The following is a 12,521-nucleotide window of genomic DNA, read 5'->3' as shown; positions in this document are numbered from 1 at the left end:
CATCGTCTGTTCATTTTATAAGGGCAATGGCCCATTTTAATGCGTTTCGAGCGAAGCGTTTTCGCAAATTACGGTGTCCATTCCAGAAAATTCGCGATCAGACCAAGCCCGAGCTTCTGGCTCTTTTCCGGGTGGAACTGCGTTCCGACCATATTGTCCTTAGCGACCATCGCCGTGAAAGTTCCGGCGTAATCGAAGGTTGCCAGACGATCTTCATCCCGAACGGTCGCGAAATGATAGGAATGAACGAAATAGGCGTGCAGACCATCATCGCCCGTGTGCAGATCCTTCAACACTGGATGGTCATTCGGGCGCACATCAATTGTATTCCAGCCCATATGCGGGATCTTGAGGTCCGGATCAGACGGCTTCATCTCCGACACATCGCCTTCGATCCAGTTGAGACCATCGACTGTTTCGAATTCCAGCCCACGGGTTGCCATCAACTGCATGCCAACACAAATGCCTAGAAACGGCTTACCTTGTTTACGGACTGTCTCTTCAAGAGCTTCCGCCATGCCCTCGACGGAGAAAAGTCCGCGCTTACAATCTGCGAATGCGCCAACGCCGGGCAGGACTATACGGTCAGCTTTCAAAACCTGTTCCGGGTCTGATGTCACGAAAACATCAGGCCTCAGAGCATGATCCAACGCGGCCCGCTCAAATGCCTTTGCCGCAGAGCGCAGGTTGCCCGAGCCATAGTCGATTATTGCAATGCTCAACGGTTGGTCTCCTGACCAAGGGTCAAACCCACCACGGATTCAGTCCCAATTCGGGGAATGATACTTGACGGGCGAACAATCGGTGCAGGTGTGTCTATTGCAGCTGGCAAACCAGAAGCTTCTGACTGCAAGCCGTGAAAAAACCGAAGTTCCGCCTCGGTTTGATCCGCGCCGCTTGCCAGGCCCAAAAGACGCCAGCCAGAGCGCTCCATGGACCAACGCCGAATGCCATTGGCCTCAAAGCCAAATAGCAATGACATGGAAAAGGCCGCTACGAATAGCGCTGAACCACCGGCAAAGACCGCTGCTAGCTCAAGCGCCAAAGTCAAAACCAGATATCCGAGCAGAACCAGCCACAAGCGATGCCAGATGATCCAGACCACGGAAAAGACGAAAGCGCCCCATGAAAACCGGTCCGGAATGAAAACCAGCCGGTCTGCTTCATGAGGGCTGGCGACCGGATCTCTGAGATCGGGCGGAGCCATAACGTAATAAGTGCTCATGTGCTTCTAGTTCCTCAGCCGCCGAGCTGGCCCTTCGTGGTCGGTATCCGGTTTTCCTGTCGCGGGTCGATTTCAATGGCCGTTCGCAGGGTCCGAGCCACTGCCTTGAAACACGTCTCAGCAATATGGTGACAGTTGGAGCCATACAGATTGGCGATGTGGAGCGTCATCCCTGCATTCATTGTGAAGGCACGGAAGAACTCTTCAAACAGCTCCGTGTCGAAATCCCCGACCTTGTCCCGGTCAAAATTCACGTCCCAGACCAGAAATGGTCGACCCGACACATCCAGCGCGCAGCGGGTCAGTGCCTCGTCCATGGCCAAATGGGTGTCGCCATAGCGATTGATGCCCGCCATATCGCCCAAAGCCTGACGGATCGCCTGACCCAGCGCTATTCCGGTGTCTTCAACGGTGTGATGAAAATCAATGTGCGTATCGCCATCAGCACGGGCTGTGATGTCGATCAGCGAATGTCGCGCAAGTTGCTCAAGCATATGGTCGAAAAACCCAATGCCGGTCGCAACATCATATGCGCCCGTTCCATCCAGGTTGATTTCAACGGAAATGCGAGTTTCCTTGGTGTCGCGCGCGATCTTCGCTGTGCGCATCTGTTTTCCTTCCCTGGCAGCCGAGAAATTTCTCGGCGAAACGGCGTCGTTTTAGCAGCCCACCCCTAACATGGGAATACTTATCAGACGTCAAAGGATTATCTGATGGTTTCAATATTTCAACAATGGAGCTTTCAGCTCATCATTTAGCCAGAACTTCAAGCCTGAAGCCTCTGGTCTGGACGGAAAACCGATGGTAAGCACTGGCAGATCTCCCTCTGCCGCCGTTTCCAAAGGACCTAGCGATGACCCTCAGCCCGTTTCGCCCTAACACCGCCACGGATCGCCTTATGCTGCCGTTGGACGTTCAGACTGTTGAAGACGCAAGGGCCTTGGTCAAGGCAACGAACGGCGTGGTCGGTGTTTACAAGATCGGCATGGAGCTGCAGTTCGCAGGCGGATTGGAACTGGCCAGACAACTGGCCGCTGAAGGCCACAAGGTTTTTCTCGATGTGAAGCTGCACGACATCGACAACACCATCTTCAATGCCGTGCGCAATGTCGCCAAAATGGGCATGAGCTTCATGACGCTGCACGCCTATCCGAAAACCATGCGCGCTGCGGTGAATGCCCTCAAGGAAGAGGGAACCAAGGATCTTTGCCTTCTGGGTGTGACCGTTCTGACTTCCATGGACAATGACGACCTCAAGGCTGCAGGCTATCAGGGCCGGGTCGCCGAGCTTGTGTCCACACGGGCAGAGGACGCTCGCGAGGCAGGTATGGGAGGGATTGTCTGCTCACCTCAGGAAGCCAGTGCCATGCGTCCTGTTCTTGGCCAGGAGCTGGTCATGGTCACGCCGGGCATTCGCCCTGCAGGCAGTGACGCTGGTGACCAAAAACGGATCATGACACCGGGCGATGCCATTCGCGCAGGCAGCGACTATCTTGTCATCGGCCGCCCGATTTCAAAGGCCCCGGATCCGCGCAAAGCGGCCGAGGCCATCATTTCTGAAATCGACGCTGCGCTCTGAGTATCAGAGCGCTACCCGCCAGACAGCATCCGGGCGACCTTGACCGCATAGCGATCTGTCATCCCGGAGGTGAAATCTGCCAGGGAGTGCAAGGCAGTATAGGGACTGTCCACATCTCGAATATCGACGCCCGCTGCCTTGATCAACTGGCGATGATAGGAGCTGAGGTTCGTCACCTGCCAGCCATTTGCCTGAAGCTGCTCGTAGATTTCAGAGACACCGTCCAGAACCTTGTGCACAACGTTGCGGCCCTGAACCTCAAGCTCCGTCTTTCGCGGTGATGTGAACAGACGCTCTTTGGAAAGGATCTTGATCTCCTGAAACTCACCCGCCTTGCTGGATACATCAATCAGGGCGCCGGAGAATGTGCCGTCCATGATCGCAGCATAGTTCTCTTTGAACGCCTCGACGCAAGCGATGATCGCGTTGCCAATGCCGAGTGCCCGGGCAAGGGCGATCGCTTCTTCGGGCAGCATGTCCTTGACGTAGTCCATGTCGAGCTCCGCCAGCGGTGCCAGAAGCTTGAAAACGGCATCAAAGGAGAAATCTCCCGACGTATGCGCGTCTTCCATGTCCAGGATATTGTAGCAAATATCGTCAGCAGCCTCGACGAGGAACACAAGTGGATGACGCCGCCACGAGGTGCCTTTCTCATGAATCACCTGCGGCAAGCCAACAGCGCTGGCAACTTCCTCAAATTGCGGCATGTCACTTTCGAAAATACCGAATTTTTTGAGACCGCAGTAATTGCTTTCAAGTCTGTTTTTAACGCTCGCCGTCACCGGGTATTTGGTGAAAGCTCCGAGAACACCGCGAGACAGTCGCATGCCGCCCTTGTTGCGGCGCATCTCCAGTCTGGTGATTATACGAAATCCCTGAGCGTTGCCTTCAAACTCGTTGAATTCTGCTTGTAGCGACGGTTCCAGCTCAGCAAATAGCGCACGCCCTTCTGAAAACCTGTCTTCAAACCACTGACCGATGGCCGCTTCACCTGAATGACCGAACGGCGGATTGCCAATGTCATGAGCAAGACAGGCGGCTCCGACGATGCCGGCAATCCTGTGCCGGTCACCTGCCTCAACCTTTTTGTTTTCCTCAAGCCAATCGCCGATTTCAATGCCGAGCGAGCGCCCCACACTGCTGGTTTCCAGACTGTGGATCAACCGGTGGTGAATGTGGTCGTTTTCATAGAGCGGATGAACCTGGGTCTTGTTGGCCAAACGCCGAAAGGGAGCAGAAAACGTGATCCGATCTGCGTCTTGCAGATAAGATGGACGATTGGGCCGTTCTTCATAGCGTGTGTCCTGAAGACGGCGGCCGTCCAGCAATTTTGCCCAATCCAACGTTCTCTCCTCAGCGACATAGACAGTTAAAGCCTATCCATACACGCGTGAGAAAGACGGGTCGAGGCAACCCGCCCGATCAAGTGGCTGATCAAGTGGGTTTTAGGTTATTTGGCAGCATCAAGCCGCTGCCCCCTTACCGCTTTTCTGAGACCGCAGAACCATGCCGTAAAGATCGCGTGGATCATCCGGATCAGCCAGGAGATCCAGCTTGATGAAATTGCCGGTTTTCGGCAGAAGATCCCGAATGAAACGCAGAGCTGCAAAGTCCTCGATTGCGAAGCCCACGCTGTCAAACAATGTAATCTGGTACTCAGACGTCCGGCCCGCTTTCTTGCCTGCGTAGACTTCCCATAGTTCTGTGACTTCATGATCTGCGGGAAGCTGCTGCAGCTCGCCCTCAATGCGGGTCTGCTCGGGAAACTCGACAAAGATGTCCGAGCGCAGGAGTATGTCCTTGTGCAGCTCCGTTTTGCCGGGGCAATCGCCTCCGACCGCATTGATATGAACGCCCGGCCCAACCATGTTGTCGGTCAGGATCGTTGCATTTTTCTTGTCTGCGGTAACTGTCGTGATGATCTGAGCGCCTTCAATGGCCGCTTCCGGGCTCTTGCAGATCGTCACATTCAGACCCGACCCGGCAAGGTTCCGGGCCAACCGCTGGCTTGCCTTCGGATCGAGATCATAGGCGCGGATGTCCGTGATCCCCACAAGGGCCTTGAACCCCAGACACTGGAAATCGGATTGGGCCCCATTGCCGATGACGGCCATGATCCTCGCGCCCTTGGGAGCCAAATATGTAGCCGCCAAAGCCGAAGTTGCTGCCGTGCGCAGTGCTGTCAAAATGGTCATTTCAGTGAACAAAAGCGGATATCCGGTCGCAAGATCAGACAGAACGCCAAAGCCTGTCACCGTCTGCAAACCATCGCGGCGATTGTCCGGATGGCCGTTGACGTATTTGAAGCCGAAGGTCTTCCCGTCGCTGGTCGGCATCAGCTCAATCACACCTTGCGGGGCGTGAGCCGGAATGCGCGGCTTCTTGTCGAAGCTTTCCCAGCGCAGAAAATCATCCTTGATGTAATCAGCCAATCCTCTGATGAAGTTTTCAATGCCGATGGCCGCCACGTTCTTCATCATGTGATCCACACTGACAAAGGGGACATAAGCAAGCTCGGACGGTGATAGGCTGGCGATCTTGGCATTCATGGATTTATCTCCTGACAGGAAACCGGATTTCAAAAACTGCGGGTGATGCGGTCGAATACCCGGCGTCCAAACAGGGACCCGACGAGATTGACCATCAGCCGGGCCGTGCGTCCCCGGTCATCAAGGAACGGATTGAGTTCGACGAGATCCAGTGACGAAACGAGGCCGCTGTCGTGCAGCATCTCCATCACCAGATGAGCCTCGCGCAGAGTCACTCCGCCCGGAACCGTGGTACCCACTGCAGGTGCTATTTCCGGGTCTAGGAAATCGACATCCAGACTGACATGCAGCAGGCCATTGGCCGCACGCACGCGGTCCAGGAACGGCGAGAGAAGGGCCCCGATGCCGGTCTCATCAATCATCCGCATATCGCTGATGCCAACGGAGTGCTTGACAAGCAGCTCCCGTTCCTCGCGGTCTATGGAGCGAACCCCCAAGACCTCGACATTCTCAGGCTTGAGAGGATGTTTGAGAGGGTGGCCGAGAAACCCGTCGAAGCCCGGTAACCCGCATGCAAACGCCAAGGGGGTTCCATGCAGATTTCCGCTTCCTGTGCTCTCGAGAGTGTTGAAGTCGGAGTGCGCATCCAGCCAGAGAACAAAAAGTGGCCTGCCAAGCTCATGGGCTGCCGCAGCATGACCGGTCACCGTGCCTGCAGCCAAGGCGTGATCCCCGCCCATATAGATTGGCACACCCGGCTCCCGGCCTAATTTTCTGGCATAGGCATGAAGCGCCCGCGTCCAGCTAGCGATTTCAGAGAAATTCTTCACGACCGCATTGGGCAGCACTGCTTGTTCAACCACCTCCGGCGAAAGATTACCGAGATCCCGGACCATGTGCCCAAGTGTCTCAAGCGTTTCGAATAGGCCTGCCGTGCGATAGGCATCCGGCCCCATCAGGCAGCCTCGTTGTCCGGCCCCAACATCAACAGGCGCACCGACCAAGGTGATGTTCTTCAGTGTCACTGCGGAGCCTCACTCAAAAGCATTTCAAACCGTGAGGAGAAGAGTGCACGTTTCGGAAGGCAGGATAAATCCAGATGATTGATCAAATTGATGCCATTATGTATCATAATGATCACTCTATTTAATCATATTGGATAATCGCATGGATGATATGGACCTTCGGCTAATCACTGCCTTACGATCCGATGGACGCCGTTCGGTCTCTGATCTGGCAATCGATCTGAAGGTGTCACGCGCCACGGTCAGAGCGCGGATGGAAAAACTCCAGGCCTCCGGCGAGATCCTCGGATTTTCAGTGGTCTTGCGTGATGACTGGCGAGATCTGCCCATCCGGGCTGTCACGCTCATCGAAGTTGCAGGCCGAAAAACCGAAGCTGTCAGCCGCACACTATCGGCCCTGACAGAAATTCGCGCCATTCACTCCACAAACGGCAAATGGGATCTGGTTCTCGACATTGCGACCCGCGATCTTGCCGCTTTTGATGATGTGCTGAACCGGATTCGACTGATTGAAGGTATCTCCGGGTCAGAAACAAACCTGCTTTTGTCGACCCGCAAAGGCCCGGCTATCCCTGCGTCCGATTTTGGCTGATCACGTGATCATGCACATTGGCGGACTCCCACTCGCAAATCGGGTGGCAGGATTCTGGGGGCTGGCATAGTCTCAACTCAAGTTCCGTTTCCAGATGTAGAGACACATGACCAAGATCTTGACCCCCGGCAGTCTTGCACCAGACATCCAGCCTATCTCCGTCGGCTCGGAAGCCGCGACAGATTATCGCTTTGTGCGCCAGACCCTTGAGCGCATCACAATGACCTGGCGCGAGCAGCCGAGTCTTGAGCAATTGGCAAAAGAGGTCGATCTGCAGCCTATCCAGCTGCAGAGGGTGTTCTCGCGCTGGGCGGGGCTGACACCCAAACAATTTCTGCAAGCAATCACACTGGACTACGCCAAGGCGCTGCTGCGCGATGCGGCCAGTGTCCTGGAAGCCAGCTATGAAGTCGGCCTGTCAGGCTCCAGCAGGCTGCATGACCTGTTTGTGACACATGAGGCCATGACCCCCGGCGCTTATCGCGGACGCGGAGCCGGTCTTTCGGTGTCCTATGGCTTTCATCCTTGCCCCTTTGGGCAGGTGCTGCTGATGATCACCGACAAGGGGCTAGCAGGACTGGCTTTCGCCGATCCGGGAGAAGAAGACAGCGCCCTGGAAGACATGTGCAACCGCTGGCCGGCCGCGCAGTTCGTTGAGAACGCAGCAGCAACAGCACCCTATGCTTCACGGATTTTCGACCCAGAAAAATGGGAAAAAGACACGCCGCTGAACGTGGTGTTGATCGGAACGGATTTTGAAATCAGGGTCTGGCAAACGCTCTTGAAGATCCCAATGGGCAAGGCGACCACTTACTCCGATATCGCTCGCAACCTTGGCAAACCCAAAGCCTCACGCGCTGTCGGATCTGCTGTAGGCCGCAATCCGATTTCCTTTGTGGTTCCGTGTCACCGTGTTTTGGGCAAAAATGGCACAGCCTGCGGATACCACTGGGGTGTCACGAGAAAACGCGCTCTGCTTGGCTGGGAAAGCGGCGTAAGCGGCCCCATTCTGGAAATTCCACAGGGCAAGGGTACCATCATCTGAGCTTGGGGTATTCCTGAACGGTTGTCGGCCCGCGATTAATAGACAACACCTTCAGGCATTGGCTGGTTCGAAGTTATCCCCCATCCGAATGAGGCGATACGCTCGGCTGCCATGTCGGTGATATCACCCGTCATGAGAAAATCGACAGAAGTTGGCGGAAACGGCAGGCCCGACAACCCTTCGTTGATGCTGGAGAAAGTCGAAGCCGTGCTTTCGGTCCAAGCCACCATGTCCATAGGCATGATCACAGCTGCAACGCCATCGCGGCGGATGGCAACAGGAAATCCAGCGACATCCTTGATACTCGCCAACCCGGAAATCTTCTCGTTATAATATTGCGTCAAAACCACACGGCGCAGCTGGAAATAAGCCACATCGCGCCCTTCTGCGCTGGCAGCTTTGGCAGCAAGAAGCTCAAGTCCTTCCACTGTCGTGAATTGGCGCAGCTGATACGCAATGACAGCCCGTTCTGTCGGCGTATAAAATTCGTTATGCATCAGTTGCGTGATGACCTGTTCGGATATTCCATCGTCTCTCAGTGTTTGTGCCGTGCGCTCCGCAAGCTCAGTCGGTGTGCTGTCAATCAGGGATGTCCTCAAGCTCTCTGCCGTGCTCGCGACCTGAGAGATCATGCCACCGGGCACCAATGACAGAACCACTCCCACCGTGAGACTGCCCGCGGTGGAAACATTTGCGGCTTGATCCAGCTTGTCCGAAAGCGGTTTGTAGGTGGTATAGGGATCAACGTTCAGTTTAACCGCCAACTCACGTCGTGCCTTGGCTTGACCTGTAATAGACTTGGCCAAGTCTGCAGGAGAGCCCGCATTCCCAGACACAGCTTCCTCTACGCCTTTGGAAATCCGTCCGAACACTCGGCCAACGCCCGAAATCGTATTTTTCGCGGTACCGACTGGGTCAGTCACTGTACTTTCAACAAAGCCAACCGGACGTTTTGCAGCTTCGGTAAGGCCATCAAGAAAGCTCTTTTCCGTCTCAAGCTTTGCCAGAGCAGAGAGCACTTCCAACTCATGCAGCCGAAGCTTCAAAAGACCATCGCCCGACAATCGCTCAATTCCCGGATCTGCCTGAACCTCATACTGACGAAGAAAGCCGTTGCTTCGCACAGGAGACAGCACAAGGTAGCCAGGGCCAGCGTCCTTGCCCTCAAGCACCACGTCTGCATTTTGCTCAGGTGCGGTTTCAAAGGTGTCAGAAAGAGCATGCCCTTGGGATATCGGCGCTAATGCAAAGACCAAACTTGCTGTGATAGCTATGGCAGACAGGGAGTGAAGAGCCTTCATCGTCGATCCTATCGCTACTTAATAATATAAATATACCTTATTCGGGCGGCATTCCATTGGCAGCAAGCACTTCCCCAGCCAGATAAAGCGAACCGCAAATCAATATTCTCGGCGGCTCACAGTCCTCTAGAGCACAAGCTACAATATCGGCAATCGCCTTCTCGATGGATAGACACGGTGTCGCATCCAAACCGGCAGACTTTGCAAACTCAGCCAGTTCCAACGGATCTCGAGCCGTCATTGTCGTTGAGATCGGCACGGTCGAAACATGACGTGCAAGGCCGACAAAAGGTCGAAAGAAACCAATAGGATCCTTGGTCGTCAGCATACCGGAAATCATATAAAGCGGCTTTGGACTGCGCTCTTCCTGTTCCCCCATGAAAGCTGCTATCGACAGCCCCGCACCGGGATTATGTCCGCCATCCAGCCAAACTTCCACGCCGTCCGGACACTGATCAATCAACGGACCGGAAATGAGCGGCTGCAGGCGACCGGGCCAATTGATAGATTTCAGCCCCTCAGCCGCCGCTTGTTGACCTGGCCAGAGATTTGCTGCCTTCAGCGTTGCAATCGCCAGTCCCGCATTGACGACCTGGTGATTTCCAATCAGGCAGGACAAAGGCAAGTCATAAAGCCCAGCCTCATCCTGAAAGGCCAAACGGCCTTGATCTGCATAGGCGCTAAAGTCCTGACCAAACCAATGGACAGGAGCCTTCAAACGGGCAGCCTGACGCTCAATTACGCTCTGAGCTTCATCGTCCTGTGGGGCTACAATTACCGGACACCCACGCTTAAAAATTCCGGCTTTTTCAAACGCGATTTCTGCAATCGCATTGCCCAGGAATTTTTCATGATCCATCGAAACCGGCGTGACAACCGTCGCGAGCGGAGCGTCAATCACATTTGTAGCATCAAGACGCCCGCCTAGACCCACTTCAAGCAGCAAAACATCGGCAGGATTCTCAGCAAACAACCAAAAGGCTGCAGCTGTGGTGATTTCAAAAAAAGTGATTTCCTCGCCGGCATTTGCCTCTTCACAGGCATAGAGTGCTTCAAGCAGCTTCGCGTCGGAGACAAACTTTCCATCTGTACCCAAGCGAATGCGCTCATTGAAGGCAACAAGATGCGGCGAGGTATAGACGTGACAGCTTTTGCCACCTGCCTCAAGCATGGCACGCATTGTGGCTGTAACAGACCCCTTGCCATTGGTGCCAGCAATATGGATTGTCGGAGGAAGTTGCTTTTCAGGCGAACCCAGCGCTTTCAACAAGCGCTGCATCCGGCCCAGAGAAAGATCGATCTCTTTCGGATGCAACGCAAGCAAACGATCCAGAATGGCCGTGATCTGATCCAAAACGTCCCCGCGCGTCATTCAATCGCTCAGGCTTCAGCTGCCACTGCAGCGGCATCTAATTGTTCATCCGCATCATCAGGGCTTGGCAGGGTCGGAATTTCAATTTCGCGCTTCATCAGGATACCACACACACGTGAAATCGTGTCTTTCAACTTATGCCGGCTGACAACCATATCCACCATGCCATGCTCAAGGAGATACTCAGCGCTCTGGAAACCTTCAGGAAGCTTCTCGCGAATGGTCTGCTCAATCACACGTCGACCGGCAAAACCGATTTGCGCGCCTGGCTCTGCAATATGAACATCGCCGAGCATCGCATAGGAGGCAGAAACACCACCAGTGGTCGGGTTCGTCAGCACAACTATGTACGGCAGTCCTGCTTCACGCAACATCTGAACACCAACAGTTGTGCGCGGCATCTGCATCAAGGACAAAATGCCTTCCTGCATGCGCGCACCACCGGAAGCTGCGAACAACACAAACGGGGTTTGATGTGTGACCGCTGCCTGCATTCCTGTCAGAATGGCTTCACCGGCTGCCATGCCAAGAGAACCGCCCATAAAGGCAAAGTCCTGAACAGCAACAGTCATAGACGCACCATTGACCTGTCCGCGTGCAACATGCACAGCGTCCGTCTCTCCGGTCTTAGAGCGATTTTCTTTCAGCCGATCAGAATATCGCTTGGTATCGCGAAACTTCAACGGATCAGCCTGAACTTCAGGCGTATCAATCTTCTCAAATGCAGCGCTGTCAAAAAACGCTTCAAGACGCTTCTTAGCCGGCATCCTCATGTGATGACCGGAATTCGGCACAACCCATAAATTGGCTTCCAGATCCCGGTGAAACACCATTTCACCCGTTTCAGGGCACTTGATCCAGAGGTTTTCCGGCACTTCGCGCTTCTTCAGGAGATCGCGGATTTTAGGCCGAACGAGGGAGTTGATCCAATTCACGAGGGGCGTCCGTTCTGTTACACAAATACTCAGAGGCCCGGTCTAGTGACCAAGGGCCGCCATATTCAAGCGCTACGTGCGCGGGCTACACCGCCAGCAAGCGATGAAACCACATCTGTTACTGCAGATACAGTCCTATGCGTTGCCAATCCGGCATCATCAAGGCTGTCACGAATAGCATTTACCAGCACAGAGCCGACGACGACACCGTCCGCGACCTTGCCGATGGCTTCTGCATCTTCGGCTGTCTTAACACCAAAACCTACAGCAACTGGTAAATTTGTATGTCCCTTAATGCGCTTAACCGCAGTCGCAACATTCGTCGCATTGAGCGCACCGGACCCGGTGATGCCCGTGACCGAGACATAATAGACAAATCCGGAAGTGTTGGCGAGGACCGCAGGAAGGCGCTTGTCATCCGTCGTTGGCGTAGCAAGGCGAATGAAATTCAATCCTGCATCCAAAGCAGGAATACACAGCTCGTCATCAGCTTCTGGCGGTATATCGACGATAATCAAACCATCGACGCCAGCTTCCTTAAGCTCAACAACGAACTTCTTCGGTTCACGGATGTAAATGGGGTTGTAGTAACCCATCAAAATGATCGGCGTATCCTGATCACCTTCACGGAATTCGCGCACCATCTGCAGCGTCTTATCCATGGTGTGACCAGCATTAAGCGCGCGCTGATTGGCGAGCTGAATTGGAATGCCTTCCGCCATAGGGTCGGAAAACGGCATGCCAAGCTCAATCACATCCGCACCAGAAGCCGGCAGAGCCTTCAAAACAGATTTGGAGGTTTCCAGGTCTGGATCACCGGCAGTGATGAAAGTCACCAGAGCCGGGCGATTTGCATCTGCACAGCCTTTAAAGCGGCGATCTATACGGGTTTCCGTCATGCTGTTCCTACCCTGCTACGCTCCAAACGCTGGAGCGACCAGCGTTTTTGTTCCGCTTG

Annotated in this window: 13 protein-coding genes; 3 read left to right on the top strand and 10 right to left on the bottom strand. The window is 54.5% G+C overall.

All coding sequences use genetic code 11. The features are described 5' to 3' along the window. Positions 1-68 precede the first annotated feature (68 nt). The 3 genes from hisH to hisB are packed head-to-tail and all read right to left on the bottom strand — an operon-like array spanning position 69 to position 1,833. Positions 69-722: an imidazole glycerol phosphate synthase subunit HisH gene (hisH, locus tag V6575_RS12860; RefSeq protein WP_340274814.1), complete on the bottom strand. Its 654-nt coding sequence runs from the start codon at positions 720-722 to the stop codon at positions 69-71. Continuing rightward, positions 719-1,225, bottom strand: coding sequence for a DUF2628 domain-containing protein (locus V6575_RS12855; RefSeq protein WP_340274813.1), 507 nt, complete (start codon positions 1,223-1,225; stop codon positions 719-721). Before V6575_RS12855 ends, hisH begins: the two co-directional genes overlap by 4 nt. Before the next feature lie 14 nt (positions 1,226-1,239). Beyond that, a complete protein-coding gene (gene hisB / locus V6575_RS12850; RefSeq protein ID WP_340274812.1) occupies positions 1,240-1,833 on the bottom strand; it encodes an imidazoleglycerol-phosphate dehydratase HisB in 594 nt (197 codons plus the stop codon). Positions 1,834-2,078: 245 nt separating this feature from the next. On the opposite strand from hisB, the gene pyrF reads away from it, so the two are divergent. Next, a complete protein-coding gene (gene pyrF / locus V6575_RS12845; protein WP_340274810.1) occupies positions 2,079-2,804 on the top strand; it encodes an orotidine-5'-phosphate decarboxylase in 726 nt (241 codons plus the stop codon). A gap of 11 nt (positions 2,805-2,815) precedes the next feature. Here the strand turns inward: pyrF and dgt are convergent, their stop codons facing one another. The 3 genes from dgt to rocF form a co-directional block, all read right to left on the bottom strand. Then, positions 2,816-4,147: a dGTP triphosphohydrolase gene (gene dgt / locus V6575_RS12840; protein WP_340274808.1), complete on the bottom strand. Its 1,332-nt coding sequence runs from the start codon at positions 4,145-4,147 to the stop codon at positions 2,816-2,818. A 120-nt stretch (positions 4,148-4,267) separates the two neighbouring features. After that, complete coding sequence (locus tag V6575_RS12835) at positions 4,268-5,353, bottom strand: ornithine cyclodeaminase (RefSeq protein WP_340274806.1); 1,086 nt, start codon at positions 5,351-5,353, stop codon at positions 4,268-4,270. Between the two features lie 29 nt (positions 5,354-5,382). Further along, positions 5,383-6,318 carry an arginase gene (rocF, locus tag V6575_RS12830; RefSeq protein ID WP_340274804.1) on the bottom strand — a complete coding sequence of 312 codons (936 nt, stop codon included), beginning with the start codon at positions 6,316-6,318 and terminating at the stop codon, positions 5,383-5,385. Between the two features lie 142 nt (positions 6,319-6,460). Between rocF and V6575_RS12825 the strand changes: the two genes are divergently transcribed. Together V6575_RS12825 and V6575_RS12820 are read left to right on the top strand one after the other, a co-directional pair. Further along, on the top strand, positions 6,461-6,910 hold the full coding sequence (locus V6575_RS12825; RefSeq protein WP_340274802.1) for an Lrp/AsnC family transcriptional regulator: 450 nt from the start codon (positions 6,461-6,463) through the stop codon (positions 6,908-6,910). A gap of 106 nt (positions 6,911-7,016) precedes the next feature. Further along, the gene (locus tag V6575_RS12820; RefSeq protein WP_340274801.1) at positions 7,017-7,955 is read left to right on the top strand and encodes a methylated-DNA--[protein]-cysteine S-methyltransferase; all 939 of its coding nucleotides are present in this window, start codon (positions 7,017-7,019) and stop codon (positions 7,953-7,955) included. Between the two features lie 35 nt (positions 7,956-7,990). On the opposite strand, the gene V6575_RS12815 is transcribed toward V6575_RS12820, so the two are convergent. The 4 genes from V6575_RS12815 to trpA all read right to left on the bottom strand — a co-directional run bounded on the left by V6575_RS12815 (position 7,991) and on the right by trpA (position 12,462). Continuing rightward, complete coding sequence (locus V6575_RS12815; RefSeq protein ID WP_340274800.1) at positions 7,991-9,256, bottom strand: hypothetical protein; 1,266 nt, start codon at positions 9,254-9,256, stop codon at positions 7,991-7,993. A gap of 37 nt (positions 9,257-9,293) precedes the next feature. After that, positions 9,294-10,610 carry a bifunctional folylpolyglutamate synthase/dihydrofolate synthase gene (locus V6575_RS12810; protein ID WP_340274919.1) on the bottom strand — a complete coding sequence of 439 codons (1,317 nt, stop codon included), beginning with the start codon at positions 10,608-10,610 and terminating at the stop codon, positions 9,294-9,296. Positions 10,611-10,636: 26 nt separating this feature from the next. Further along, a complete protein-coding gene (accD, locus tag V6575_RS12805; RefSeq protein ID WP_340274799.1) occupies positions 10,637-11,563 on the bottom strand; it encodes an acetyl-CoA carboxylase, carboxyltransferase subunit beta in 927 nt (308 codons plus the stop codon). Between the two features lie 65 nt (positions 11,564-11,628). Continuing rightward, complete coding sequence (trpA, locus tag V6575_RS12800) at positions 11,629-12,462, bottom strand: tryptophan synthase subunit alpha (RefSeq protein WP_340274797.1); 834 nt, start codon at positions 12,460-12,462, stop codon at positions 11,629-11,631. Between the last annotated feature and the right edge of the window lie 59 nt (positions 12,463-12,521).

It is taken from the genome of Roseibium algae (assembly GCF_037783265.1).
In the GTDB taxonomy this organism is placed as follows: Bacteria; Pseudomonadota; Alphaproteobacteria; order Rhizobiales; family Stappiaceae; genus Roseibium; species Roseibium algae.
Note: the sequence above shows the minus strand (reverse complement) of the source record. Positions and strands in the feature narration are given on the sequence as shown.

What these genes read in the sequence shown, in the direction of transcription:
- V6575_RS12855 (WP_340274813.1), bottom strand. Translation starts at nt 1,225, where the DNA reads ATGAGCACTTATTACGTTATGGCTCCGCCCGATCTCAGAGATCCGGTC.
- hisB (WP_340274812.1), bottom strand. Translation starts at nt 1,833, where the DNA reads ATGCGCACAGCGAAGATCGCGCGCGACACCAAGGAAACTCGCATTTCC.
- pyrF (WP_340274810.1), top strand. Translation starts at nt 2,079, where the DNA reads ATGACCCTCAGCCCGTTTCGCCCTAACACCGCCACGGATCGCCTTATG.
- V6575_RS12835 (WP_340274806.1), bottom strand. Translation starts at nt 5,353, where the DNA reads ATGAATGCCAAGATCGCCAGCCTATCACCGTCCGAGCTTGCTTATGTC.
- V6575_RS12825 (WP_340274802.1), top strand. Translation starts at nt 6,461, where the DNA reads ATGGATGATATGGACCTTCGGCTAATCACTGCCTTACGATCCGATGGA.
- V6575_RS12820 (WP_340274801.1), top strand. Translation starts at nt 7,017, where the DNA reads ATGACCAAGATCTTGACCCCCGGCAGTCTTGCACCAGACATCCAGCCT.
- V6575_RS12815 (WP_340274800.1), bottom strand. Translation starts at nt 9,256, where the DNA reads ATGAAGGCTCTTCACTCCCTGTCTGCCATAGCTATCACAGCAAGTTTG.
- trpA (WP_340274797.1), bottom strand. Translation starts at nt 12,462, where the DNA reads ATGACGGAAACCCGTATAGATCGCCGCTTTAAAGGCTGTGCAGATGCA.